The 26,466-nt window shown below is 52.1% G+C and carries 24 protein-coding genes; 10 read left to right on the top strand and 14 right to left on the bottom strand.

Annotation, left to right across the window (positions count from 1 at the left end):
• Positions 1-21: 21 nt before the first annotated feature.
• Both EO763_RS13185 and EO763_RS13180 read right to left on the bottom strand, forming a co-directional pair.
• Positions 22-942 (bottom strand): ABC transporter permease, encoded by a 921-nt coding sequence (locus tag EO763_RS13185; protein WP_219614339.1) that lies wholly within the window; start codon positions 940-942, stop codon positions 22-24.
• A 71-nt stretch (positions 943-1,013) separates the two neighbouring features.
• Positions 1,014-2,525, bottom strand: coding sequence for a sugar ABC transporter ATP-binding protein (locus EO763_RS13180; RefSeq protein ID WP_161529214.1), 1,512 nt, complete (start codon positions 2,523-2,525; stop codon positions 1,014-1,016).
• 266 nt (positions 2,526-2,791) lie between these two features.
• Here EO763_RS13180 and EO763_RS13175 point away from each other — a divergent pair, with 266 nt between their 5' ends.
• The gene (locus EO763_RS13175) at positions 2,792-3,880 is read left to right on the top strand and encodes an oxidoreductase (protein ID WP_161529213.1); all 1,089 of its coding nucleotides are present in this window, start codon (positions 2,792-2,794) and stop codon (positions 3,878-3,880) included.
• Between the two features lie 99 nt (positions 3,881-3,979).
• Here EO763_RS13175 and EO763_RS13170 read toward each other — a convergent pair whose 3' ends face one another.
• The 5 genes from EO763_RS13170 to ptrR form a co-directional block, all read right to left on the bottom strand.
• Positions 3,980-4,192, bottom strand: a complete 213-nt coding sequence (locus tag EO763_RS13170; RefSeq protein WP_039532822.1) for a KTSC domain-containing protein — start codon at positions 4,190-4,192, stop codon at positions 3,980-3,982.
• A gap of 218 nt (positions 4,193-4,410) precedes the next feature.
• The gene (locus tag EO763_RS13165) at positions 4,411-5,055 is read right to left on the bottom strand and encodes a glutathione S-transferase family protein (RefSeq protein ID WP_161529212.1); all 645 of its coding nucleotides are present in this window, start codon (positions 5,053-5,055) and stop codon (positions 4,411-4,413) included.
• A 180-nt stretch (positions 5,056-5,235) separates the two neighbouring features.
• Complete coding sequence (gene fghA, locus EO763_RS13160; RefSeq protein WP_039489952.1) at positions 5,236-6,078, bottom strand: S-formylglutathione hydrolase; 843 nt, start codon at positions 6,076-6,078, stop codon at positions 5,236-5,238.
• A 41-nt stretch (positions 6,079-6,119) separates the two neighbouring features.
• Positions 6,120-7,241, bottom strand: a complete 1,122-nt coding sequence (locus EO763_RS13155; protein ID WP_161529211.1) for an S-(hydroxymethyl)glutathione dehydrogenase/class III alcohol dehydrogenase — start codon at positions 7,239-7,241, stop codon at positions 6,120-6,122.
• Positions 7,242-7,354: 113 nt separating this feature from the next.
• Positions 7,355-8,245, bottom strand: a complete 891-nt coding sequence (gene ptrR / locus EO763_RS13150) for a putrescine utilization regulator PtrR (RefSeq protein WP_161529210.1) — start codon at positions 8,243-8,245, stop codon at positions 7,355-7,357.
• A gap of 702 nt (positions 8,246-8,947) precedes the next feature.
• On the opposite strand from ptrR, the gene EO763_RS13145 reads away from it, so the two are divergent.
• From EO763_RS13145 to yeiB, 3 genes are all read left to right on the top strand, one after another.
• Entirely contained in the window at positions 8,948-10,630 is a 1,683-nt protein-coding gene (locus EO763_RS13145; RefSeq protein WP_161529209.1) for a methyl-accepting chemotaxis protein, read from the top strand.
• Between the two features lie 345 nt (positions 10,631-10,975).
• Entirely contained in the window at positions 10,976-11,638 is a 663-nt protein-coding gene (folE, locus tag EO763_RS13140) for a GTP cyclohydrolase I FolE (protein WP_039489946.1), read from the top strand.
• Between the two features lie 138 nt (positions 11,639-11,776).
• On the top strand, positions 11,777-12,952 hold the full coding sequence (gene yeiB, locus EO763_RS13135; protein ID WP_161529208.1) for a DUF418 domain-containing protein YeiB: 1,176 nt from the start codon (positions 11,777-11,779) through the stop codon (positions 12,950-12,952).
• Positions 12,953-12,961: 9 nt separating this feature from the next.
• Here yeiB and sanA read toward each other — a convergent pair whose 3' ends face one another.
• Positions 12,962-13,729, bottom strand: a complete 768-nt coding sequence (sanA, locus tag EO763_RS13130) for an outer membrane permeability protein SanA (protein ID WP_161529207.1) — start codon at positions 13,727-13,729, stop codon at positions 12,962-12,964.
• Between the two features lie 182 nt (positions 13,730-13,911).
• Positions 13,912-15,225, bottom strand: coding sequence for a 30S ribosomal protein S12 methylthiotransferase RimO (gene rimO / locus EO763_RS13125; RefSeq protein ID WP_161529206.1), 1,314 nt, complete (start codon positions 15,223-15,225; stop codon positions 13,912-13,914).
• A 224-nt stretch (positions 15,226-15,449) separates the two neighbouring features.
• Between rimO and EO763_RS13120 the strand changes: the two genes are divergently transcribed.
• The gene (locus EO763_RS13120) at positions 15,450-16,616 is read left to right on the top strand and encodes a PQQ-dependent sugar dehydrogenase (protein WP_161529205.1); all 1,167 of its coding nucleotides are present in this window, start codon (positions 15,450-15,452) and stop codon (positions 16,614-16,616) included.
• Between the two features lie 31 nt (positions 16,617-16,647).
• Here the strand turns inward: EO763_RS13120 and EO763_RS13115 are convergent, their stop codons facing one another.
• Entirely contained in the window at positions 16,648-17,265 is a 618-nt protein-coding gene (locus EO763_RS13115) for a glutathione S-transferase family protein (protein WP_161529204.1), read from the bottom strand.
• 142 nt (positions 17,266-17,407) lie between these two features.
• Between EO763_RS13115 and EO763_RS13110 the strand changes: the two genes are divergently transcribed.
• From EO763_RS13110 to EO763_RS13095, 4 genes are all read left to right on the top strand, one after another.
• Positions 17,408-18,253, top strand: coding sequence for a MetQ/NlpA family ABC transporter substrate-binding protein (locus tag EO763_RS13110; protein WP_039489936.1), 846 nt, complete (start codon positions 17,408-17,410; stop codon positions 18,251-18,253).
• An 81-nt stretch (positions 18,254-18,334) separates the two neighbouring features.
• On the top strand, positions 18,335-19,351 hold the full coding sequence (locus tag EO763_RS13105) for a methionine ABC transporter ATP-binding protein (RefSeq protein ID WP_161529203.1): 1,017 nt from the start codon (positions 18,335-18,337) through the stop codon (positions 19,349-19,351).
• Positions 19,344-20,003 carry a methionine ABC transporter permease gene (locus tag EO763_RS13100; RefSeq protein ID WP_010307323.1) on the top strand — a complete coding sequence of 220 codons (660 nt, stop codon included), beginning with the start codon at positions 19,344-19,346 and terminating at the stop codon, positions 20,001-20,003. Before EO763_RS13105 ends, EO763_RS13100 begins: the two co-directional genes overlap by 8 nt.
• 291 nt (positions 20,004-20,294) lie before the next feature.
• The gene (locus EO763_RS13095) at positions 20,295-21,500 is read left to right on the top strand and encodes a serine hydrolase (protein ID WP_161529202.1); all 1,206 of its coding nucleotides are present in this window, start codon (positions 20,295-20,297) and stop codon (positions 21,498-21,500) included.
• Here EO763_RS13095 and deoR read toward each other — a convergent pair.
• From deoR to EO763_RS13080, 3 genes are all read right to left on the bottom strand, one after another.
• Complete coding sequence (gene deoR, locus EO763_RS13090) at positions 21,497-22,270, bottom strand: DNA-binding transcriptional repressor DeoR (RefSeq protein ID WP_161529201.1); 774 nt, start codon at positions 22,268-22,270, stop codon at positions 21,497-21,499. The two genes, EO763_RS13095 and deoR, sit on opposite strands and share 4 nt — an antisense overlap.
• A 32-nt stretch (positions 22,271-22,302) precedes the next feature.
• The gene (gene deoC / locus EO763_RS13085) at positions 22,303-22,971 is read right to left on the bottom strand and encodes a deoxyribose-phosphate aldolase (protein WP_161529200.1); all 669 of its coding nucleotides are present in this window, start codon (positions 22,969-22,971) and stop codon (positions 22,303-22,305) included.
• 667 nt (positions 22,972-23,638) lie between these two features.
• The gene (locus EO763_RS13080) at positions 23,639-25,327 is read right to left on the bottom strand and encodes an aspartate:alanine antiporter (RefSeq protein WP_161529199.1); all 1,689 of its coding nucleotides are present in this window, start codon (positions 25,325-25,327) and stop codon (positions 23,639-23,641) included.
• Between the two features lie 374 nt (positions 25,328-25,701).
• Here EO763_RS13080 and EO763_RS13075 point away from each other — a divergent pair, with 374 nt between their 5' ends.
• Positions 25,702-26,073, top strand: a complete 372-nt coding sequence (locus EO763_RS13075) for an inner membrane protein YbjM (protein WP_010306649.1) — start codon at positions 25,702-25,704, stop codon at positions 26,071-26,073.
• Positions 26,074-26,164: 91 nt separating this feature from the next.
• Here EO763_RS13075 and EO763_RS13070 read toward each other — a convergent pair whose 3' ends face one another.
• The gene (locus tag EO763_RS13070; RefSeq protein ID WP_010277298.1) at positions 26,165-26,431 is read right to left on the bottom strand and encodes a GrxA family glutaredoxin; all 267 of its coding nucleotides are present in this window, start codon (positions 26,429-26,431) and stop codon (positions 26,165-26,167) included.
• Positions 26,432-26,466 lie beyond the last annotated feature (35 nt).

Below are 26,466 nucleotides of genomic sequence, written 5' to 3'. Positions count from 1 at the left end.
CGTTACTGAAAACTATAGCTATTAGCGCTTCTGGATATACGTCATGGCTAGCGCGAGTGCCAGAACCAGACCTTTGATGATATCCATCGCGTAATAAGGCACGGAGAGCATCACCAGTCCATTCTGCAAGACACCAAGAATAACGGCACCGAGCAGCGTACCCAGCGCGTTCGGCTTGCCGGATCCCGCCAGCGAGAAACCGATGTAGGCCGCGGCAACGGCATCCATCAAATAGCCGCCCCCTGCATTGACCTGCGAAGAGCCGATGCGTGATGCAAGTAATATACCGCCTAACGCCGCGAGCAGTGAGGAAAACACGTACGCCTGTACCCGATAACGTGCCGTGCGAATGCCCGCCAGCCGCGCGGCTTCTGGGTTGCCGCCGATGGCATACATCCGGCGGCCGTGCTTGGTGAGGGACAGATACAGCTGCACCAGTACCGTAACCGCCAGCATGATGACAACAATGACCGGCACCTGGCCCAGCGTGGCAAAGAATTCAGGAATGAGGCCTTCCGCCATTTCGCCACTCGGCAGCACCATGTTCTGCGTGATGGAACCGCCGTAGCTGTAGGTCATCGCCACGCCCTGAATGACGAACAAACTGGCGAGCGTCGCCAGCATATCGGGAATCTTCAGCACGACGATGAGGAAGGCGTTGAATAGCCCGACCAGCGTACACAGCAGCAGCGTCAGGACAATCGCGCCTGTGGTGCCAAATCCATGCCAGACGAAAAGCGAGATAACCAGCGCATTAGCCAGCGAGGCGGTCGATCCCACGGAAAGGTCGAATCCGCCCACGGACAGCGAAATAGAGACGCCAATGGCAATCACCGTAACGATGGCGATAGAACGCAGAATATTGATGATGTTATATGGGTCGAGAAAGTTGTCCGACGCCAGCCCAAAGAGGGCAATCAGCGCGACAACCGTAATCAGCATGCCCCACTTATAAAGAAACTCGAAAACGTGGTGACGGAAGGGGAGCGCCCCGTTAGATGAAAGTGGCTGACTCACGCGGGAGTTCCTCCAGTTGAATATAAAAGTAGGGTTTCTTCGTCAATCTCAGCGGCATTCAGTTCAGCGACAATGCGTCCATCCCATAGCACGCAGATACGGTCGCAGAGCCCGACCAGTTCGGAAAACTCGCCCGAGGCATAAATAATGCCTTTGCCCTGACGAGCAAGGCCGTCAATCAGCGTGAACAAGTCCTGTTTGGCCTTGATATCGACGCCTTTGGTGGGTTCATCAAAAATCAACACCTGTGCTTCACTACGTAGCCACTTGCCGATCGCCACTTTCTGTTGATTCCCACCCGACAAGCGTGCCAGCTTTTGCGCCGGACCGGTGGTGCGAACGGCAAGTTGCTCAACGATCTGTTTCGCCCAGTTCACTGCTTTGCCACGGCTAAATAGGCTCCAGCGGGAAAAACTATCGGTGGCGGTGATACTGAGATTCATGGTGACGGATTCGTCGATAAAAATGCCTTCCTTGCGCCGTTCTTCGGGAACCAGCGCCAGACCTTGCTCGACGGACTGATGCGGTGAATGTGGTCGCCAGGGTTTGCCGCGATATTCTCCCTGTGCGATCTGGCAGGGTTCCGCGCCGAACAGCGCTTTACACAGCTCGGTTTTACCCGCACCCGCTAAACCGGCAATGCCCAAAATTTCGCCTTTGCGCAGCGTGAGAGAAATATTGTGCAGCAGGGTTTCGTCGTGCAAACCGGTGACCTGAAGCAGCGTCTCTGCGGCAGGTGTCGTTCGGCGCGGAGGGAAGATATCGTCGAGCCGATGCCCTAGCATTCTCTCTACAATCTCTTCGCCGCTGAGCCCCTGCATCGCACCGCTGCTGACAAACTCGCCGTCACGCAGAACGGTCAACGTATCGCAGATTTCGCTCAGCTCATGAATACGGTGGGAAATAAACACGATCCCGATGCCATCAGCCTGTAAACGGCGTACCACCTGAAAGAGACGCGCGCTTTCGGCCTGATCCAGTGGCGCGGTGGGTTCATCCAGAATCAGGAAACGACACTCGTGGGATAACGCGCGGGCGAGCAGAATTTGCTGTTTCTCCGCGAGCGAGCAGGTATCGAGTCGTTGGCGAACATTGAGGTGAACGCCAAGCTGATCAAGTAGCGCCTGCGCCTGACGATAGATCTGCGGCCAACTCAGCAGATGTCCGTCCTGCGCCAGCGTATCCAACATAATGTTTTCCGCCACGGACAGCGTAGGAACCAGCGCGACATCGACTTCCTGCTGTACCAGATGAATGCCGTATCGCTTGGCATCACGCGGTGAGTGGACGTCGACCTGCTTACCATTAATCAGAATGTCGCCCTGATAGTGATCGTAAGCGCCTGATAAGATCGTCATGAGCGTGGATTTACCCGCGCCGTTTGCGCCAGTCAGGGCATGAATCGAACCACCTTCCAGTGTGAAATTAACCTGCTTGAGGGCGTGGAAACCAGAAAAGGAGATGGAAATGTTGTGCATTTCCAGTCGGCTTTGGGAGGTAGGAATCATGGTCGGTAACGCTCTTGGCGGTCAAGGTCATGAAATAACGGAAAAGAAAGGTAGCACATATCTCAGAGAATTTAATACAGCTTCAAGTGCTTGAGAGGCATCGGCTATGAACGAAAAGGCATAAATTAAATAAAAAAGTTCTTAAGCTGGCGCAGGCAAGTGAATAAGATGGGATTATCAATAGAGTAGCGCAGCAGATTCGGCTGTCAGACAAACATAAGATAAGAACCGTGCTCAAGAGAGGGCACGGCGAGGAATATTCAAACATGCACACAACGACAGTCCGCGTACAGGTTGGCCCTGCCAACTATTTCTCTTTCCCCGGCGCTATCGATAAGCTGCTGGAGTTTTATCCGCCAGACGTGCTGAAAAACGCGCTGTGGATCTACGGCGAGCGGGCGATTGCTGCGGCTCGACCGTATTTACCGGCCGAGTTCGATGCGCCTTCAGCCCGCCGTGTGCAGTTTGGCGCGCATTGTAGCGAAGGGGAAGTGGCAAAGCTGGTGGCGCAAGCGGGTGATGAGTGTCAGGTCGTCATTGGCGTCGGCGGCGGAGCGGTGTTGGATACCGCGAAGGTCGCCGCGCGTCATATTGGCGTGCCGCTGGTGGCGATTCCGACTATTGCAGCGACCTGTGCGGCCTGGACGCCGCTGTCCGTGTGGTATAACGATGCCGGGCAGGCGTTGCGCTTCGAGATTTTCACTGATGCTAACCATCTGGTGCTGGTGGAACCACGGATTATGCTGGCGGCACCGGTGGAATATCTGCTGGCTGGCGTCGGTGATACGTTGGCGAAGTGGTATGAAGCTGTCGTTCTCAGTCCACAGCCAGAAACGCTGCCGCTTTCTGTTCGGCTGGGCTTACAGGCCGCGCTGGATATCCGCAATGTATTGCTGCAACAAAGTGCAGCGGCGCTGGAAGCCGTCGAGCGTGGAGAATTGACGCAGGATTTTCTGGATGTCGTGGATGCGATCATTGCCGGAGGCGGCATGGTTGGCGGGTTGGGTGAGCGCTACACCCGCGTGGCTGCGGCGCATGCGGTTCATAACGGTTTAACGGTGTTGCCGCAAACCGAACGCTTCCTGCACGGCACCAAAGTGGCTTATGGCATTCTGGTACAAAGCGCGTTACTGGGCGATAACGACACATTGCTCCAGTTGAAGGAGGCGTTTAAGGCGTTTGGTTTACCGACCTCGCTGGCTGCGCTGGATGTGGATATTCACGATCGCGCTGCGATTCAGGCTGTTATTGCTCGCACGTTGCAGGCGGGTGAATCCATTCATTATCTGCCGTTGACGCTCAATGAAGAGGTCTTGCTGGCCGCGTTTAACACCGTTGAGTCTACCGGGAAATAAGCGGATAGGAAGAGGAGGGCGGAGAGGATTCCCCGCCCCAAAGACTTTATCTTTAAAAACTATGTTTTATCTCTAAAAACCATGTTTTATCTTTAAAAACTACTGCGTTTTCTCGTAGGGGAATGAATTTTTGATGTAGTTGGCGTAGTAACGATACTTCGTCTTGCTGGCCATCAGCTCTTCATAAATCATGCGTGCGACGCCGCTATAGAGATAGATGCTCCCATTCAGCAGTTCGACTTCCAACTGGCTTTTTTCTGCATCGTACCCGACTGAAAACAACTCTGTTGATGAAACTCGTTTTCTCTGCAAAATTAATCACTCCCAACGTATCAATACCGCATCCTGACGATATACCACCTTTTGGGTTTTCTAACCATATTGTGTTATAGCTCGAAATATATCGGGGTTAAACAGCAGCATATCTTTATTAGATCATGAATAATCAGTAAACGCTCACAGAATTCTTGCTCTGTCGCCCATCGACCCGCTTTGTTTGTCGTCGATGAGGTGATATTCCGATCGCACCATTAATCCTGAGCAATAGCCCGCTGAAAAGCTGGCTGGCTTTCTATCCGCTCAATGTATTGTTTGATGTGCGGGTAGTGGCTGAAATCCAAACGTGTTTTCGCCAACACCAGCGGGACGGCCATTTGGATATCGGCACCGCTGAGCGACTCCCCCGCAAACCAATCTTGTTTAGTTAAATGCTGTTCGATGAACTGAAGTTGCGTCGTCAACCGTGGCACAATAAAGGCCTGCTCGATGCTTTGCACAATTTTGCGCGCGATAGGGCGGATGAAAAACGGCATCGGCGCGGACTCTGTTTTCGCCAATACTAAACGCATCACCAGCAGCGGCATGAAGGAACCTTCGGCAAAATGCAGCCAGAAGCGATAATCCAGCAGGGCTTGCCCGCTCTGTGGACGGAGCTTGCCGTTGCCGTAAGTCTCAATCAGGTATTCCACAATAGCCCCGGATTCGGCAATCGTCAGTTCGCCATCGGTAATCACCGGCGATTTCCCTAGCGGGTGAATCTGCTTGAGCGACGCTGGGGCACTAAACGTTTTTGGGTCACGGGCGTAGCGAATGATTTCATAGTCAACGCCCAGTTCTTCCAGTAGCCAGGTCGCGCGGGTTGAGCGGGATTTTTCGAGGTGATGAACGTGTATCATCAAGATTTCCTTTTTATTTGTCTTGGTTCCGTTATTCAGTACGGTGCAGGTGTGTGATTGTTTTACTGAGATTTGCTGTAACAGGGAAGTGAAAATAGCACTCGGGAGATATCCCCGAGTGCGGTTATCAGCTAGATGAGCAGAGCCCATTATTGGTATCGCGATTATGCATACAACTATTTATGCGTACAAATAGTGGGCGTGGAAGTGCAGGTGATCTTCGATGAAGCTAGCAATGAAGAAATAGCTGTGGTCATAGCCGGACTGTGTCCGCAGCGTCAGCGGCCAGTCATACTGGCTTGCCAGCGCTTCCAGTTTCGCCGGTTGCAGCTGATCGGGGAGGAACTGATCGCAATCGCCCTGATCGACCAGCATGGGCAGCTTCTTCTGGCTATTCGCCAGCAAATGGCAGCTGTCATACTGCAACCACTGTGTTTCATCCTCGCCGAGGTAGGCGGTAAGCGCCTTGCGCCCCCACGGAACCTGGCTTGGGTTAACGATCGGTGCGAACGCCGACGCAGACAGAAATTGGTCTGGGTTGCGTAGCGCCAGCATCAGGGCACCGTGCCCGCCCATCGAATGCCCACTGATGGACTGACGGCCGTTCACGTTAAAATGTTGCTGGATCAGCGCCGGTAATTCGCTGCTGATGTAGTCATACATCCGGTAGTGTGCCGCCCAGGGCGCTTGCGTGGCATTCACGTAGAATCCCGCACCCTGACCCAGATCGTATCCCGCATCGTCCGCTACGTCATCGCCGCGCGGGCTGGTGTCCGGCATGACCAGCACCAGACCCAGCTCGGAGGCAACGCGCTGCGCGCCGGCTTTCGTCGTAAAGTTTTCGTCATTGCAGGTTAACCCTGACAGCCAGTAAAGCACGGGCGGCGGCGTGTCATCCTGTGTCGGTGGCAGATAAATGCTGAATATCATGGTGGTGTTCAGCGTTTCTGACACATGGCGGTAGCGCTGTTGCCAGCCACCAAACATACGGTGTTCTTCCAGCAGTTCCAGTGATGAATTCATCGCTGTACAGCCTCCTTATTTTGTTCCTGACGGTGGTGCAATTAACCGAAATGAATCACTGAGCGAATCGATTTGCCTTCATGCATTAAATCGAATGCCGTGTTGATGTCGTCCAGCCCCATGGTGTGGGTGATGAAGTCATTCAGCGGGAATTCGCCTTTCAGGTAACGATCGACAATACCTGGCAGCTCGCTACGGCCTTTCACGCCGCCGAAAGCGGAACCGCGCCATACGCGACCGGTCACCAGTTGGAACGGACGGGTTGCGATTTCTTCGCCAGCGCCTGCCACGCCGATGATGATGGATTCCCCCCAGCCTTTATGACAGCACTCTAGCGCGGAACGCATGACATTGACATTACCGATACACTCGAAGGAGAAGTCAACGCCACCATCGGTCAGTTCAACGATGACGTCCTGAATCGGCTTATCGTAATCTTTCGGGTTGATCAGATCGGTAGCACCCAGTTTACGCGCCAGATCGAATTTGCTGGTGTTGAGATCGATACCGATGATGCGTCCGGCACCTGCCATTTGCGCCCCGATAATCGCCGACAGACCAATGCCGCCGAGACCGAAAATCGCAACCGTATCGCCTGCTTTCACTTTTGCGGTATTCAGCACGGCACCCATACCGGTGGTGACGCCACAGCCCAGCAGGCAGACTTCTTCCAGCGGCGCTTCTTTATTCACTTTCGCCAGAGAAATTTCAGGCACGACGGTGTGCTCTGCGAAGGTGGATGTGCCCATGTAATGGAAAATCGGCTGGCCGTTTTTGGAGAAACGGGTAGTGCCGTCCGGCATCAGACCTTTACCCTGCGTGGAGCGAATAGCCTGACACAGGTTAGTTTTGCCGGAGCGGCAGAATTTACATTCGCCACATTCTGGGGTGTATAGCGGAATAACGTGATCGCCGACGGCAACGCTAGTTACGCCTTCCCCAATCGCTTCCACAATCCCGCCGCCTTCATGGCCAAGAATCGCTGGGAACACGCCTTCAGGATCTTTGCCGGACAGCGTGTAGGCATCCGTGTGGCACACGCCGGTTGCGACGATGCGAACCAACACTTCACCTTTCTGTGGTGGCATTAGATCCACTTCTTCAACCGACAGTGGCTGGTTGGGACCCCAGGCGATGGCGGCGCGGGTTTTAATCATTTGCATGGTGGAGACTCCTAATGGCATTCCGTTATGGGTTGTAAGTTGAATGACAGGACGTAGCATTGCTCACTGTATCGTCCTCTCTTGAAAAAGGTCGTTCATGGAAAATAATGGGTTCATTCCGACTGAGCGGATGGTTCAATCATGCTGCTCTGTTCAATAATGAGCTTTTTAAGCGCCTCGACATTCGGGCCGAAGGCGTCGCGTCGCCAGACGAGCCAGGTGGACGCGGCGGCGATATCGGGCGGTAACTCATGTATCTGAACGCGCGCGCCAGCGGGCAGCGATTCAAGGACGGCATACGGGAGCATGGCGAGCCCGGCACCGCTGGCTACACAGGCAAGCATGGCATGGTATGAGTGGATTTCCATGATAGTGCCGGGCACCACGCCATCCTGCCGGAACCAGTTTTCAAGGCGCTTTCTGTAAGAACAGCTGGGGCGGAAGGCAAACAGCGTATCGTGACTGGCATCCCGAGCATGGGCAATCGGCGCGTGCGTCGTGTCCGATATCAGGACGAGTTTTTCCGTAAAACATGAACACCCATTTAGCTCATCGTAAACAACGGGGCCATCGACTAACGCGGCTGCCAGCGTTCCCGCCCGCACGCGCTCAATAATTTCCCCAGATGTACCGGTATTCAGAGACAGTGAAACATTGGGATAGCGCTGATGATAAGCCGCCAATAGCGCAGGCAAACGGGTTGCTGCGGTGCTTTCCATCGAACCGAGCGCGAAATTACCTGCGGGTTCACCCGTGCGCGTCATGCTGATCGCTTCTTCGCTAAGTGCTAGGATGCGCTGTGCATAACATAAGAAATTGTGCCCAATAGGTGACAGGCGCAGGCGCTGTTTCTCACGGATAAACAGATCGGTGCCCAGTTCCAGTTCCAACTGGCGCAACCGCGTGGTCAGATTGGAGGGTACCCGATGAAGCTGCTCTGCGGCGCGTGCGACGGAGCCCGTTTCGGCGACGAGACAGAACATGCGGAGCTGGGTCAAATCCATATCTTTCTCTTTTTGTAATGAACTGGTGTTTGATTATTCATTTTTTGTGAAGTGTAGCGGCAAGCTGCGCATTTCGCAACTGGCTTACGCCACACTAAATGCGAACGCAACGTAAACCCAGCGCGATGAGATGTGCTCGCAATCATGAAAATGACGGACGTAATCATCATCAGGATTAATATTCGGACGGAGAAAGAGAAGAACGCGATAAAATGATCGCGGCCGGAATTAATAGCACCACAATCAACTATTGTTGCGAATAGGGACATATTTTCTAATGAATAGGGCAGAATGAAAAAATAAGAATAATCACAGAAAAATAAATCCGTATTTTCCCTGACGCAATAGCGAAGGCGTGAAAATAAATAGACAATTAAAATAAACAGTTAAATGCACATGTGAATTGTTGTATCAGAGCAATAGCCAGAAGCTATCGCAATTCTTCATTTTGATCGCATTTATTGATGTAAGAGCGTAAAGTGCCCGCCTAAAGTGCCGATAATGTTAATGTATAGTAGGAATATCTTATCGTTATTGTAAGGAAGTGTATCTTTTTGTCATTAAAGGAAAATAACTCTAACTAATGAGAGCCTCTGCTCTTCATTAAATGACGTAACACCCGGCGTATTTCCAATTAAAAATGTGCGGCTATCTTGCAGAAAGCGCAGAGGAAAATCGCCAGATAATTTATAGGAGTCTTCTGTGAATTTTTTAAAAAATATCACCATCAGGGCAATGCTTTTAACAATATTGGGTCTGTTTCTGGCTGTATGGGGGGGAGCGTCTTTCTTTACTACCACCTCATTAAGCAGCATGACCAAACTATTGGAGTCCGGCGAAACTCAGCGTAAAAACGTAGAGATGCTGGTAAAAGGCAATGACCAGTATTTTCGTACGGTTACTCGCTTGTTGCGTTCTATGGATTTCCAGCAAACAGGTGAAACTGCTGAAGCAGAAAAAGTATTTACGGCAGCAACAACCGCGTTTAAAAACACGTCAGATCAACTGGCTGCGTTTAAAGCCGCCGGGCATGTTGGCGTCGATAAAGAAACGGCAGACAATATGATCGCCGCGTGGACCCTGATATTAGATAACGGGTTGACGCCGATGCTGAACGCCGCGCGTGAGAATCGTCAAGAGGAGTTTCGTCAACTTTTCCGTAAAACCTACCCGCCGCTGAGCGTGGCGTTTGGCGCGAATATGGATAAATACCAAACCGCGATGATTTCGTCGTCAGAGAGATCAATGAGTGAGGTCTACGGTCTGGTTGGCTGGAGCAACCATATTCTGCTGGGCGCGATGGTTCTTGGATTGCTCATCCTGCTGCTGACGGATCGCTATCTGGTTCACTATCTGGTCAAGCCGTTGAATATGATCAAAGGGTATTTTCAGGTGCTGGCTGCCGGTCAGCTTGGTCACCCGCTTGAAGAGTTTGGCCGCAACTGTGCCGGACAGCTGATCCCTTATCTGAAAGAGATGCAGGGCAGCCTGGTTAATACGGTGTCCATCATCCGAGACAGCTCTGCATCGATTCATCAGGGCTCAAGCGAAATTAAAAGCGGCAACAACGATCTGTCAGCACGTACCGAGCAGCAGGCCGCAGCACTGGAGCAGACCGCTGCCAGTATGGAAGAGCTGAGCGCGACGGTGAAACAGAATGCCGATAACGTCCATCAGGCTACCAAGCTGGCGCAGGACGCTTCCGTTGCGGCGAAGAAAGGCGGTGACGTGACGGCAGATGTGATGGCGACGATGGCAAGTATTACGACCAGTTCGAAGAAAATTGCCGACATCACCAGTGTCATTAACGGTATTGCCTTCCAGACCAACATTCTGGCGCTGAACGCAGCGGTAGAAGCTGCCAGAGCCGGTGAACAAGGCCGCGGCTTTGCGGTCGTTGCGGGCGAAGTTCGTAATCTGGCGCAGCGCAGTGCTCAGGCAGCGAAAGAAATTGAAAGCCTGATTACCGAATCGGTTGAACGTGTCACCATGGGGTCAAATCAGGTCACACAAACCGGCGAAGCGATGGATTCCATCATTTCCGCCATTACCCGAGTGAACGATCTGATGGGCGAAATCGCATCGGCATCGGATGAACAGAGTCGCGGTATTACTCAGATTGGTCAGGCTGTTACCGAGATGGATGGCGTGACACAGCAGAACTCCGCACTGGTACAGGAATCTGCCGCCGCTGCTGCATCGCTGGAAGATCAGGCTCGTCAGTTAACTGAAGCGGTATCGGTGTTCCAACTGTCAGGTTCAGAGGCACTTCGTCGTCCTCAGCAGCGTCTGGCGGAGAAAGCGCCAGCAACGCAAAAACCGATGTTATTAGCGGCCGCTGGCGGTAAGAAGGGTAATGCTAACGACAACTGGGAAACCTTCTGATAGCTTCATAGCACGGAACGTCAGGGCGCTGACGACCGCAAAAATCAGATGATTTATCGTTAAAAGCACTGGGATAGCCTCTCGGTGCTTTTTTGTTTATCGCTGACTTTTTTGTTTATCACTGAATAGCTACGACTGAATAGGCGTTTTTCTGTGCATATGATTCGACCTTGTCACGACACACGCGCACATTCGCCACGCTTGATAACTTGAATCTATTTCAACCATCATGACATACAATCGCTGGATAATCGTGACTCTCTCAACTAGAGTGTTGACGGCGCTAGGGTCTGACCAAGACCGTGATAGTGCGATAGGCATAGTTACACCTGCAGGAGAATAATAATGTCATCACTGAGTAAAGAAGCCGTTATGGTGCACGAAGCGCTGCTGTCACGCGGTCTGGAAACGCCGCTGCGCGGCGCGTTGTTGGAGCGGGATACGCGTAAGCAACGTATTGCCGAACATATGACGGAAATTATGAATTTGCTGAGCCTCGATCTGGGCGATGACAGCTTGGCTGAAACACCGACGCGTATCGCCAAAATGTACGTTGATGAAATATTCTCCGGTTTGGACTACGCCAACTTCCCCAAAATCACCATCATTGAAAACAAAATGAAGGTCGATGAAATGGTTACTGTGCGGGATATCACCCTGACCAGCACCTGTGAACACCATTTCGTGACGATCGATGGAAAAGCCACGGTGGCGTATATTCCGAAAGATGGCGTCATCGGTTTGTCGAAGCTCAATCGAATCGTCCAGTTTTTCTCTCAGCGCCCTCAGGTGCAAGAGCGCTTAACGCAGCAGATTCTGGTCGCGCTGCAAACGCTGTTGGGAACCAACAACGTTGCGGTCTCGATTGATGCGGTGCACTACTGCGTGAAGGCTCGCGGTATCCGTGATGCGACCAGCGCCACGACTACCACATCGCTCGGCGGGCTGTTTAAGTCCAGCCAAAATACGCGTCAGGAATTCTTGCGCGCGGTGCGTCACCACAATTAAGCCCTCTCTTATTGGCGATGATGAAGGAAATGCGCTTTGTCATCGTCAAATCGGTCACTGCTAAATCAGCAAGCATCTTCGCTTTTTCTCCGTCTGTGCATACAATCGCTACTTCGATGATTTGAAAATGTAATTTGTATGCTTTCTCACACTATACCGTCACCTCTATTACTCCCTTCGCGGATCGTTGCGCTGGATTTCGCGCGCGGCGTCGCCATCTTGGGCATTGTGCTGCTGAATATTACGGCGTTTGGTTTACCGCATGCGGCCTACCTGAACCCAGCCTGGCAGGGACAAACCACATTATCTGATGCTTTGACCTGGGCGGCGATGGATCTGCTGGCGCAGGCGAAATTTCTGACGCTGTTTTCTCTTCTTTTTGGTGCGGGGCTACAGTTGCTGCTGTCGCGGGGAAAACGCTGGGTACATGCACGTCTGTTCTGGTTGATGATCATCGGGCTGATTCATGCCATTTTCCTGTGGGATGGCGACATTTTACTCGACTATGCACTGATTGGGCTGGTGTGTTACGGCATGATTCGCCATGCGGAAAGCAGCCGGTTGTTAATGCATACCGGGGTGGTTCTGTATCTGGTGGGGATCGGCGTGCTGTTTGTGCTGAGCCAAATTTTGAGCCTACAGCCGGGACGTTTCTGGCTGCCGGGCATGGCGGACATCGCCTACGAGGCCTACTGGCGGGCGTTAGGTGGGCCGGAAGCGTGGGGGAACCGTGTCGATCTGCTCACGGAAAGCCTGCTGTCACTGGGCGTGCAGTACGGCTGGCTGCTGGCTGGGTCGATGCTGCTAGGTGCAGGGTTAATGCGCAGCGGCTGGTTGAAAGGTGAATTCAGTGCGGCACACTACCGTAAGGTTGCGCTGTGGCTGATTCCGCTGGGTATGGTAATTAACAGCATTGGGGTGGTAGGACAGTGGCTGGTGGGGTGGGAGTATCGCTGGAGCGGGCTGTTATTGCAGATTCCGCGTGAATTGAGTTCACCGTTGCAGGCGATAGGGTATCTCGCACTGTGCTACGGCTTTTGGGCCACGCTGTGCCAATGGCGCATCACGTACTGGGTTACGGATGTCGGGCGCATGGCGTTAACCAACTATTTGCTGCAAACGCTGATTTGCGTCGCGTTGTTTAATCAACTTGGCCTGTTTATGGCGTTCAGCCGCCTGCAACTGCTGGCACTGGTTCCCGCTATTTGGATCGTCAATCTGGTCTTTTCTCACTACTGGCTGCGCTATTTTCGTCAGGGACCGCTCGAATGGCTATGGCGCAAACTCACCGATGCGATAGGGAAAACGGCGTAGAGAAAGACGCTACGGTGCAGTGTGCTCATTGCGCGATTCGGCTTTCGTCGGTTGGTCTAGTTTAGCCTGCTGCGCTGGTGCGGGAAGCACCTGTTCCGGCAGGACGGCAGGATAATCCGGAGCATCCTCTGGAATGGTATGCTCAGCAGGAATCGGCACCTGTGGCCCTAAAAAGCGCGGCTCGCGTTTGAGGATATATAGATCGAACAGCGCGCCCAAGCGAGCGCCAAATTCACGAACTCGCACCGTCATCATATTTTTCGGGGAAGGCACGGCGTAACACTGCGCCTGAATGCCAAGATGCAGCGCGATGAAGAGCGCCCGTTCGCAGTGAAAACGCTGGGTGATGATGGTGAAATCGTTGGTATCAAACACCTTACGCGTTCTGACGATGGAATCCAGCGTGCGGAACCCTGCATAGTCCAGCACGATATCCGAAGGCGGAACGCCTGCGGATATCAAATCACGACGCATCGTCATCGGTTCATTGTAACTTTGTAGCGCGTTATCACCGCTTAATAGCAGATAGCTGACCTTACCGCTGTTATAAGCGTTAATCGTCCCTTGCATACGGAACAGGTAATACTGATTGATCACGCCGGTACGGTAGTATTTCGCCGTTCCCAAGACGACGCCGACCTGACGTTTCGGCAAGGTCTGAAGCTCATCGTAAATAAATGGCGCGGTTTTCCAACTGATCCAACGATCGAGGGCAAAAGCAGAGAGCAGCAGCACGCCAATGAGGGCTAACAAACCGAATGTCAGGCGTTTCCACATGCTTATGCCTCAGGTAAGGCGAGTAGACTAATCATGCCTCAAGGCTACTTTACCTGACAGGGGGACGCAAGACGCAGGCGAGGAATGGGCGGTTTATTGATTGAATTTTCAGCGTTCGGGGCGAGGTGGTGTAAAAATAAAACGCCAGCTTTTCGGGCTGAAAAGCTGGCGTGATAAGCGTATTAAACGCGGCTACCCCACAGATCGTACTCGTCTGCGTGTTCGACCTTCACCTTAACGATGTCACCGACTTTCACGCCGGTTTCGCCGTTCAGGTAAACTGCGCCGTCAATTTCAGGGGCGTCAGCCATGCTGCGGCCAATCGCGCCTTCTTCGTCGATTTCATCGATCAGTACCAGCACTTCACGGCCAATTTTATCCTGCAAACGCTGGGTGGAAATCGCCTGCTGAAGTTGCATGAAACGATGGAAACGCTCTTCTTTGACCTCTTCTGGCACCTGATCTGGCAATTCATTTGCCGCTGCGCCTTCGACCGGACTGAATTTAAAGCAGCCTACGCGGTCAAGTTTGGCTTCTTTCAGGAAGTCGAGCAGCATCTGGAAGTCTTCTTCCGTTTCGCCGGGGAAGCCGACAATAAAGGTAGAACGCAGCGTTAAGTCTGGGCAGATTTCGCGCCAGCGTTTAATGCGCTCCAGCGTCCTTTCTACCGCGCCCGGGCGCTTCATCAGCTTGAGAATTTTCGGGCTGGCGTGCTGGAGTGGAATGTCCAGATAAGGCAGGATTTTGCCTTCGGCCATTAATGGGATCACATCGTCTACATGTGGGTAAGGGTAGACATAGTGCAGGCGCACCCACACACCCAGCGAAGCCAGTTGTTCACACAGGCTGACCATGCTGGTTTTGACCGGTTGACCGTTCCAGAAACCCGTACGTTGCTTCACATCTGCGCCGTACGCTGAGGTATCCTGAGAAATCACCAGCAGCTCTTTTACCCCAGCATCAACCAGACGTTTCGCTTCATCTAGCACCGAACCGATTGGGCGGCTATCTAAATCGCCACGCATGGAAGGGATGATGCAGAACGTACAGCGGTGGTTACAGCCTTCTGAGATTTTCAGATAGGCGTAATGGCGTGGCGTGAGTTTCACACCTTGCTCGGGAACCAGACTGGTAAACGGGTTGTGCGTTGGTTTGGGAACATATTGATGCACGTGCGACAGCACTTGCTCGTAGCTGTGTGGGCCGGTAATTTCCAGAACTTTTGGATGCACTTCGCGTATTTGGTTTTCTTTGGCACCCAGACAGCCCGTGACGATGACTTTACCGTTTTCATTCAGCGCTTCGCCGATGGCTTCCAGCGACTCTTGCACGGCGCTGTCAATAAAACCACAGGTATTGACGATCACCAGTTCAGCGTCGTCATAACGTGGGACGACCTGATAACCTTCAGTACGCAGTTCGGTCAGAATCCTCTCGGAGTCGACGAGGTTTTTCGGGCAACCGAGGGAAACAAAGCCGATACGTGGTTGTTGCATATTATTCGCTCACAAAATAAACAGAAAATAAAAACCGGAGGATTCTACACCATAGTTGATTATCCTTATAGTCAGTGGTGTAAAACTCAGCATTTTATCGCTGTGGCGATGGTATTTTTAACGGCTGAATTTCTTCAATAAATGTAAACCTTGCCCCGTTTTTTTGCACAAATATCGCCTGCCGCCTAAATTTACAGGACTTTTTGTTGGATGGAGACAACGCTATGTCCTACTGCCTGATGCCTCGCAATTCTGCTTCCCTTACCCTGTTACGACGATTTTCTGCTGCGCCGCATTGGTTGCTGCTTAGCGCAACGTTGCTGTTTTCCAGCCAGACCTTGGCGGCGGAACCGAAGGTGACGGAATTGCAGGATAAGCTGGATCATCCGTGGTCATTAGCGTTTTTGCCGGAAGAACAGGGGATTCTGATTACGGAGCGCGCCGGAAATTTACGCTTATGGAAAGCGGGCAGCGCGCTGTCTGCGCCGATAGCCGGTGTACCGAAGGTTTTTGCTAAATCACAAGGCGGATTGCTGGAAGTCGCGCTATCGCCGGATTTTGCGCAGAATCGGCGCATCTACCTGAGTTTTGCCGAAGAGGGGAGTGAAGGTAAAGCGGGAACCGCTGTCGGCTACGGAAAACTCTCCGAGGATAATAAACGGTTAGAGAATTTCACGGTCTTCTTCCGTCAGGAACCGAAGCTGTCGACGGGTAACCATTTCGGCGGCAAGCTGGCCTTTGATCGACAAGGGCATCTGTTTATTGCGCTGGGTGAAAATAACGAGCGTCCGACAGCACAAGATCTGGATAAATTACAGGGCAAAATTGTTCGCCTGACTGCGGAGGGTAAAGTGCCGTCCGATAACCCGTTTGTGAATACGCCTAACGCGCGACCGGAAATCTGGTCTTACGGCCACCGCAACCCACAGGGATTGGCGATTAATCCGTGGTCTGGTGTGCTGTGGGAAAATGAGCATGGCCCGAAAGGCGGCGATGAAATCAACATTCCCAAAGCGGGCGAAAATTACGGCTGGCCGATTGCGACACACGGTATTAATTATTCCGGGCTGAAGATTCCAGAAGCGAAAGGAAAAGAGATCGCTGGGATGGTGAACCCCGATTTTTACTGGGAAAAATCTCCGGGAATCAGTGGAATGGCGTTCTATAACAGCGATCGTTTCCCGCAGTGGAAAAACTCCGTCTTTATCGGTGCGCTGGCAGAAAAGAACCTGATTCGTCTGACGCTTGATGGCGACAACGTCGTGTCCCAAGAGCGCTTGCTGGGCGACCGCGGTGAACGCATCCGTGACGTAAGGCTGGGGCCGGACGGCTATATCTATTTGCTGACCGATCATGACAATGGCAAATTGCTGAAAGTCGGGCTGGAGTAAAAAATCAGGCACCTTGCGGTGCCTGTTTCACTTAAGACAGTGGAATCATGACGTGTTTCTGATACGCCGGACGTTCTGTGAGTTGCTCATACCAGCGTTCCAGATGAGGATGTGACTGCTGCTCAATCGGCATATTCAGCCAGCCGTAAGCAATGCAGCCTAGCGGAATATCGCCAACGCCAAACTGTTCGCCAGATAGCCACGGCTGATTAGCCAGAACGGTATCAACAATATCGAACAGACGTTCGCATTCGGCGATGCCTTTCTGTACTAACGCCATATCGCGTTTTTCCGGCGCGACGCGCACCATATTAATGAACACCGGCCCGAAAGAGACGGCGAAGGAGGTGGCCCAGTCCATCCACTTCTCGGCACTGGCGCGTTTGCCTGCATCGGCAATATACAGAGAATCCTGACCATACTGTGCCGCCAGATAACGCACAATGGTGTTGGATTCCCACAGTACCAGATCGCCGTCCCGCAAACAGGGGATGAGGCCATTAGGGTTCATCGCCAGATAATCGACCTCATGGTTAAGACCGAATTGTCCGCCCGCTGCAATAGGCTGATAAGGCAGTGCAAGTTCTTCCGCACACCACAGGACTTTCTTTACGTTGGTCGAGTTATCACGACCCCAAATCGTTATCATAGTTGCCCCTTTCTTCGTGAAGCCTGTCCCGATTATCCGCGACAGCCGATGAGAAATAATGATATGCCTTTTTAGTCTTTATGATTTAACTTGTCATTCCTAATAATGACAGCAAGTTACATTCAGACAGGAAAGTTACACAATGACATTGACGCATTCTGTTCGCGCCGCTCTCGGCATCACACTGCTTGCTGCTGGGATGCAACTGGCGCTGGCCAGCAGCGATCCACAGACGATCACGTTTGGCGTGGCACCCGGGCCGTATGGCGATATGGTAAATCTGGCGATCAAACCTGAGCTGGTGAAAAAAGGCTACAAGGTCGTCGTGCGTGAATTCAGCGATTACGTTCAGCCCAATCTGGCGCTGGCCAACGGCAGCATTGATGCCAACCTCTTCCAGCATACGCTGTATCTGGAGAAATTCGCTGCCGATAAAGGGTTAAAAATTTCCCCACTGATTATCGTACCTACTGCCAGCATGGGCTTCTATTCGAAGAAGATCAAATCGCTGGATGAGCTGAAAAAAGGAGACGTAGTCACGCTCTCTAACGATGCCACCAATCTGGCACGCGGTCTGCGTTTCCTACAATCGATGGGGCTGATTACGATCAAGGCTGATATCGATCCGACCAAAGCATCTGAGAAAGATATTCTTGAAAACCCGCGCGGCTTGGTCTTCAAACCGATGGAAGCGGCGCAGTTACCCCGTACGCTGGATAGCGTGACGGCATCGCTGGTGAACGGTAATTTTGCGCTGGCGTCCGGTATGAAACTGTCATCGGCCATCAAGCTGGAAACGCTGGATGAGAACCTGAAAAATGTTATTGCCGTGCGTACCGACGATCTCGATAAGCCCTTTGTTAAAGAGACAAAAGCGATTGTGGAATCACCTGCGTATGCCGCGGTGATCAACGATCCTGCGTTGATGTATAGCCAATTCCAGAAACCGGAGTGGATGCAGGCGAAAACGCCAGCGCCCGCACAGTAACTTTCAGGCTATACAGAATATCTTTTGGCCGGTCTATGACCGGCTTTCTTCTTTTCCGCTCAGGCCAGGAGTTTGCGGATAATGATTCAGTTAGAAGGGGTAAGCGTTGACTTCTCGCAAGAGAAGCAACCAGAAAACCGCGCGGTAGACAACGTGTCGTTGCACATTCAACGTGGCGAGGTTTACGGGATTGTCGGCACCAGCGGCGCAGGGAAAAGCACACTGCTGCGGACCATCAATCTCTTGCAGCGACCGACTGCCGGCCGCGTGCTCGTCAATGGCGTGCTCATCAGCGAATTAGCTGGGCAACCGCTGCGAGAACAGCGGCAAAAAATTGGCATGATATTTCAGCATTTCAACCTGATGCAGACGCGTACCGTGGCGGAAAACGTGGCGTTCAGCCTGAAAGCTGCGGGGAAATCCAGCGCGGTAATTGCTGCCCGGGTGCCAGAAATTCTGACTCTGGTGGGACTGACGGATAAAGCGTCGTCTTATCCGGCGCAGCTCAGCGGCGGTCAGAAACAGCGCGTGGGCATCGCCAGAGCCATTGCCAACGATCCCGAAGTATTGCTGTGCGATGAGCCAACCTCGGCACTCGATCTGGAAACCTCTGCCGCTATTCTGGCGTTGCTGAAAGAGATTAACGAGAAACTGGGCATTACCATCGTGCTGATTTCTCATGAAATGAGCGTGATTAAGGCGGTCTGCGATCGGGTGGCGGTGATGACGGGAGGTCGGGTTGTGGAAGAGGGCGATGTTTTCGATATTTTTGCGACGCCGCAGCACGCATTTACGCGTCAACTGGTATCCCACACGCTCGATCTTGCATTGCCGCCTCGCTTGCTGGTGGATTTACAGGGCACACTACTGAAGATTCTGTTTGTCGGCGAATCGGCGGAGCAGCCCGTGCTGTCGGACGTTGCGACGCGTTTTGGCGTGTCCGTCAATATCCTGCATGGCAAGATCGAATACATCGGCAATCGTGCGCTAGGCATACTCGTCGCACTACTGACTCATCCTTCCGATCCCGGAAAAGTGACCGAAGCAGTGGAGCATATTCAGGTCAGAACGGCGAACGTGGAGGTGCTGCATGGCTGATTTATGGATCGATCTGGTCGCAGCGTTCGGCGAGACATTCCAAATGGTGGGGATTTCCACGCTATTTGCCGTGATTGGCGGTTTACCGCTGGGGCTGCTGATTTACGTCACCGACAGGAACCTGTTCTGGCAAAACCGCGCCGTCTATCTGTTTGGCACGGTGCTGGTGAATATTATCCGTTCTATTCCTTTTGTGATTCTGTTGGTCCTGCTGTTACCGCTGACGCAGATCCTGTTGGGGAATACGATTGGGCCTGTAGCGGCGGCGGTGCCAATGTCGGTCGCCGCGATCGCGTTTTATGCGCGTCTGGTGGATAGCGCGCTGCGTGAAATCGATCCCGGTATCGTGGAAGCGGCCGAAGCATTTGGAGCCAGCCCGATGCGTATTATCGGCACGGTGCTGCTGCCAGAGGCGAAAGCGGGACTATTGCGTGGCCTGACGATTACCCTGGTGAGCCTCATCGGTTATTCGGCGATGGCGGGCATTGTCGGCGGCGGCGGGGTGGGTGATTTGGCGATCCGCTTCGGTTATTACCGCTATGAAACCGAGGTGATGGTGATTACCGTTATTGCGCTGGTTATTCTGGTGCAGGTGGTACAGACGCTGGGTGACTGGCTGTCAAAACGTGCCGATAAGCGCGAACGCCGCTAAGGGTATTTCCAACTACAGTGCACGAGGGAGGGGAGGCTGCGCTGCCATGTCCCTCGTGCTATCCGCTATTTTCTGGTAGTCCTGCCGTCTGCATTTTCAGACATTCCTTACTTTTTCCTAAGTCCTTTTTTTATCTACCTTTTTTTAGAAATTTTCATTTCTTTGACTATCTTTACAGAATGAACGGTTTTCATCCCACAGATGACGCGTTACCTTTGTATGTTACTAAAGTTTTCAAAACATATTGAAAATTAAGAATTTTTAACGACTGATGGATATCTCGGCGAACTCATGAAAACAACTCCTTTCCTGACCAGACTCACGTCTTTCTCTGTAGGTACGGTATTGCTTGTTGGTTTAGTGCCATTTACCTATGCGGAACAGTTGCCAGCGGTGCCGCAGATTGATGCCAAAGCCTATATCCTGATCGATCACCACAGCGGTAAAGTGCTGGCGGAAAGCAATGCCGATGAGCGCCTTGACCCTGCCAGCCTGACAAAAATTATGGCGAGTTATGTGATTGGGCAGGCGATCAAATCCGGTAAAATTCGCCCGACGGATGAAGTGACCGTCGGAAAAGATGCCTGGGCAACCGGTAATCCGGCGCTGCGCGGTTCGTCGCTGATGTTCCTTAAGCCGGGTGACCGCATCCCTGTTTCTGAATTAAATAAAGGCATTGTCATTCAGTCAGGCAATGATGCCAGCATCGCGCTGGCGGATTACGTCGCGGGTAGTCAGGATGCGTTCGTTAGCCTGATGAACAATTATGCGAAAGCACTTAACCTGACGAATACGCATTTTCTGACCGTGCACGGTCTCGATGCGCCGGGGCAGTACAGCACCGCGCGTGACATGGCGCTATTAGGGCAGGCGCTAATTCGCGATGTGCCGGAAGAATACGCGTTGCACAAGGAAAAAGAGTTCACCTTCAATAACATTCGCCAGCCTAACCGCAACCGTCTGCTGTGGAGCACTAACCTGAATGTGGATGGCGTGAAAACCGGTCATACCAGCGGGGCGGGCCATAATCTGGTGGCCTCGGCTACCGAAGGCAATATGCGACTGATTTCCGTGGTATTGGGGGCGCAAACGGATGCCATTCGCTTTCGCGAAAGTGAAAAACTGCTCACCTGGGGCTTCCGCTTTTTCGAAACGGTAACGCCTATCAAGACGGATGCGCCTTTTACCACGCGGCGGGTCTGGTTTGGTACCGAGAAAGAGGCACGGCTCGGCGTCGCACAGGATGCTGCGCTGACCATCCCGAAAGGACAAATGAAGAACCTGAAAGCCAGCTTTACGCTCAATCAGCCGCAGCTTTCCGCACCGTTAACCAAGAATCAGGTTGTCGGCACGATCGACTTCCAACTGGACGGCAAGAGCATCGGAAAGCGCGAACTGGTCGCGATGGATGATATTCCAGAGGCCGGTTTCTTTAGCCGCCTCTGGGATACGGTGATGATGAAGGTGCAGCAGTGGTTCGGCGGGGTATTCGGTTAATTCTCTGGGTGGATAAACTGAATGTCGTTGTTAGAAAAATAGCGTAAGTAGGATTCGCTCGGGGCGCTGTCGGAAATGACCGTATCAAACAGCGTCATCGGGCCGATACAGGCGCGTTTTATCTGGCCGAATTTGCTGCTATCCGCCACCATAATAATTCGCTGCGCGGTCGCCATCGCGCGTTGCTTCATGCCCAGTTCGGCAAAGTTAAAGCAGGTGGCACCCGCAGTCAGTTCGATACCTGCCGCAGAGATAAAGGCTTTATTCGGGCAGATGTTGTCCAGCTCGCTTCGCTGGTTGAGTGGGGTAAAAATCGCGTTATCTGGATGGTATTCCCCGCCGCAAAAAATCACTCTGCACGCCTTTTTTTCCTGTAGCGCTAAAAACGTGTTCAGGGAATAACAAATCGCGGTAAAGGGCAACTCGTCAGGAATGGCATCAATGATGAAGGGAATCGTGGTGCCACAGTCGAAAAAGACGGTATCGTTTGCTTCCACCAGATAGGCCGCAGCGGTACCGATAGCCTGCTTTTCTCTTACGTGCTTGCTCTGCTGGTCGGAGACAAAATAATTCGTGACACCGTTATTCTTCAGATCACTAACCACGTAGCCGCCGAGCAACATGACGCTGGTGGAATCTGCATTCAGATCGCGGCGCACGGTCATCTCGGACACGCCGAGTAGCTGTGCGGCGTCTTTAAGATGGAGCTTATCGGTTTTCTTTAATGCCTGAGCCAGTCTGCCGATTCGTTCGTCGCGCCGCGTTTCCATAAAATTCCCTGCTAGTAAGCTATTTTCTGTTGTTAGTAGTTTCCTGCTGCGGCCGTTTCACCTGAAACGATAGCGACGCCAGAGCTAGTGCCGATACGCGTGGCGCCTGCTTCAATCATACGCTGTGCCGTTTCGCGATCGCGAACCGCGCCGGATGCTTTGACACCCATCTCGTTGCCGACGGTGCTACGCATCAGTCGAACGTGTTCTTCACGTGCGCCACCCGTACTGAAACCAGTAGACGTTTTGACGAACGCGACATCCAACTGACGACACATCTCACATACCAGGATAATCTGTTCGTCATCAAGCAGACAGGTTTCCAATATTACCTTCAACGGTATAGCGGCGCAAACCTCGCGCACGGCCTGAATATCTGCTTTGACGGCGGCAATATTCCCGCTTTTCAGCCAGCCAACGTTAATCACCATATCGATTTCCTGAGCACCGGCATCAATCGCTGCTTTCGCTTCAAAAACCTTGCTGGATGTCAGGCCTGCACCAAGAGGGAAACCGATAACCGAGCACACCTGCACTTCAGTACCTTTCAGCTTTTCGGCTACTAAAGGAACGTAACCTGAGTTAACACAGACGGCATAAAAACGGTGAGCGATCGCTTCATCGCACAGGGTGGCAATTTGCTGTTCGGTGGCATTGGCCGCCAACAGGGTGTGGTCGATATAGCGTGCGTAGTCAGTCATGGTAAATCCTCGATGATATCGATTAGAAATCAGATAGCGTGATTATGACACTCAATGATTTCTATGTCACAAAAATAACAATAAAATCAAATCTTGTTATTTTAATAACAAAAAATGAAGTGAATGTGATACCAGATGTGTGGATATCGGGAAATAGGGAAGAGGTATACTCTAAATAATTCAAATTTCAGGACAAAACGTTAACGTTTTGAACAGCGCTTGCGCTGACCCCGAAGGGGTGAGGCCACAAGGCCGAATAACGCGGCAAGCGAAGGACAAATTTGTCGGGAACGAATTTGACCAGCCAACGGCTGGCCTCTGGTGAGAGACAGGATGTCTCTCATTTCATCCCGATGAGCTTACACAGGTAAGTGATTCGGGTGACTGACAAATCTGCCAAAGTCAGATTTGAACGCTGCTTGCAGCGGCCCCAACGGGGCGAGGTACACGCAAGTGTGCCGAGTAGCGTAGCCAACGCACATGCAATTTGAAGTATGACGAGTATAAGCAGAAAAGAAAACGCCCATCGTTCTTGAACCTGAAAGGCGGGAACGATGGGCTCCTCAATAAGGGGAATCAAAGAAAAGCAGTGGCACTTATTCAGACTTTAGGGCAAAGAAAAAGTTCTGGCTTTTAAAAAATAATATTGACGATTTTTTACATTTTTTCAGCTGGGCAACTCAGGCCAGATAACCACGATAAGTGAACCCGCTAAGGTGAGTAGCACGTTAGCGATGGCATAGGTCCCCGCATAGCCGAGTGCAGGGATGTTACTGCGCGCCGTATCGCTGATAATTTCCATCGCGGGGGCGCAGGTTCGTGCCCCCATCATGGCGCCAAACAGCAGCGCACGGTTCATTTTCAGCACATACGCACCAAACAGAAAACAAATCACCACTGGCAGCAGACTAACAATCAGCCCTGAAGCCAGCATCTGGATACCGACTTCTCCCAGACTGCTGTTGATGGTGCTACCTGCACTCAGACCAACGCCCGCCATAAAAACCATCAGGCCGAATTCTTTGACCATGTTAAGTGCGCCTTGCGGAATATAGCCGAAGGTCGGGTGGTTGGCGCGCAGGAACCCCAGCATGATACCAGCGAACAGTAATCCAGCCGCGTTGCCGATGCCAAAGGTGAAGTTGCTGAATTGGATGGTGATCAGCCCGACCATCACGCCGATGACGAAAAAGGCGCAGAAGGCAAGCAGATCGGTGACCTGACTATGAATAGAAATAAACCCGATCCTATCCGCAATGCTTTTTACCCGTCTGGCATCACCGCTGACCTGCAAGACATCGCCTTTATTCAGGACGACGTTATCGTCAATCGGCATTTCAATCTGGCTGCGGACAATGCGGTTAAGAAAACAGCCGTGATCGGTCAGCTTCAATTGGCTCAGGCGTTTGCCGACGGCATTGTGGTTCTTGACGACGATCTCTTCCGTCACGATGCGCATGTCCAGCAAATCGCGGTCGAAAACTTCTTTGCCATCGCGGAAATTGGAATTCAGGCGGGAATGGGCATCGGGATAGCCGACCAGCGCGATCTCATCGCCGATTTGTAAGACGGCGTCACCATCAGGGCTGGCTAGAATTCCGTTGCGTCGGATGCGTTCGATGTAGCAGCCAGTTTGTCGATAGATCCCCAGCTCGCGCAAATTCTTGCCGTCCGCCCAATCAACCAGTTCCGGCCCGACGCGATAGGCGCGAATCACCGGCAAATAGACTTTTCTCTGGCTGTCTGGGTCTAATCCGCGCTCGCGTGCAATCTGCTGAGCACTGGTGGGTAAATCCTGATGCTGGAGTTTAGGCAGGTAGCGTGCGCCAAAAATGAGGCTGACCAGACCAACCAGATACGTTAGCGCATAGCCCAGACTCAGGTGGTCTTGTTCAATACCGAGCTGGTTACCCAAGCTGGCGGTATTGCGCAGCGTGTCGCCCGCCCCGACCAGCACCGGCGTTGAGGTCATGGAGCCGGCCAGCATCCCCGCCGTCAGGCCAATTCCCCAACCAAAGAATTTGCCTAAGCCTAACGCCAGTAACATGGCGCTGCCGACCATCACCAGCGCCAGCATGAAATAATTCTTTCCGTCGCGGAAGAAAATAGAAAAGAAATTCGGCCCGGCTTCCACGCCCACGCAAAAAATAAATAACATAAAACCGAGGCTCAGCGCTTCGGTATTAATCGAAAAATGCTGTTGGCCGAGTAATAAAGAAACAACTAAAACTCCAATAGAATTACCGAGTTGTACTGGCCCGAGGCGCAACTTTCCCAGACAGAGTCCTAATGAAAGAACCACGAATAAAAGTAGAATGTAATTCCCATTTAACAAATCAGCGACGTTTATGTTCATGGAATGTAACTTGTTGTTTACCAGTAAGTTCTTGATGTTATTGATTATAGCGGCTAGATTTAGCCATGAAATGCATGAATTCCCGTGACGGTATCAACATGCGTCAGCTGAAAGGAATCAGCCTCGTTCAGTATAATTTATCCGATGAAAATTGTTCAGTGTAATTATTGTTTAATTTAATGATTGTGGTGTCGCTGTTGAAGAAATACGCTGGGTTATCGTCTTTTCCTGCGGACAACCGTATGTCGAATAAATCGTAGCGAAGCCTCATGTTTTTCGTATCGGGGAATAGATACACCAATCATTTTACCATGCCGCATATTTTCGGTCTCTGGTTGATGCAGGTTGGGAGGCATATTGAGTGGGGGCGATTTATGGCAAGAAATAAAGGCTGGGTCGGTGCGACCTGCTGTTTTTTATTGTTCACCGTCGTGTTTCTGAGTCAAAAGATTGAGGTGTCAGAGGTTGCGGTGAGTGATGGGCTACGCGGTAGTCCAGGAATGTTGCTTTTTCTGCTGCCTGGCATGGTGGCCTGTTTTCTTTCTGCGCGCGGTCGCCTGCTTTACCCGCTGTTTGGCGCGCTGGCAGCAATGCCCGTATGCTTGTTGGTGCTCCACTTGTGGAATACGCCGATGCGTTCTTTCTGGCAAGAGTTGGCCTACGTAATGAGCGCGGTCTTTTGGTGCGTGCTGGGTGCAATGGGCGTGCTGTGTTTACGGAGTCTGTATCGACGCTATCTTCGTTGAGAGGGTTCTATTCTGAATCTATAAAAAAGCGCGGACGGTCGCCGCGCTTGTTTTGTCAGTTTGATGATCTACTGTTTTGTCAGCTTGATGATTATGACTGGAATAGGGCCAGGTGCTCTTTGGCATAGGCTTCAAAATCAGTGCAGCCGCCGATGTGTTTTTCATCCAGGAAAATCTGCGGTACGGTTTCAACCGGCTTTCCAACCGTCTTGGACAAATCTTCTTTCGAAATGCCTTCTGCGTGGATGTCTACATAGCGAAAGCTGAAGTCATCACGTTGCTCGGCTAGTTTCTCTGCCAGTTCTTTCGCACGTACACAATAAGGGCAAGCTGGGCGCCCGAAAATTACAGCGAACATGTAAACTCCTTTGTAAAATTAGAAAAATGTTCTCA

Origin of the sequence: Pectobacterium odoriferum (assembly GCF_009931295.1) — a bacterium.
Lineage (GTDB): Bacteria > Pseudomonadota > Gammaproteobacteria > Enterobacterales > Enterobacteriaceae > Pectobacterium > Pectobacterium odoriferum.
Note: the sequence above shows the minus strand (reverse complement) of the source record. Positions and strands in the feature narration are given on the sequence as shown.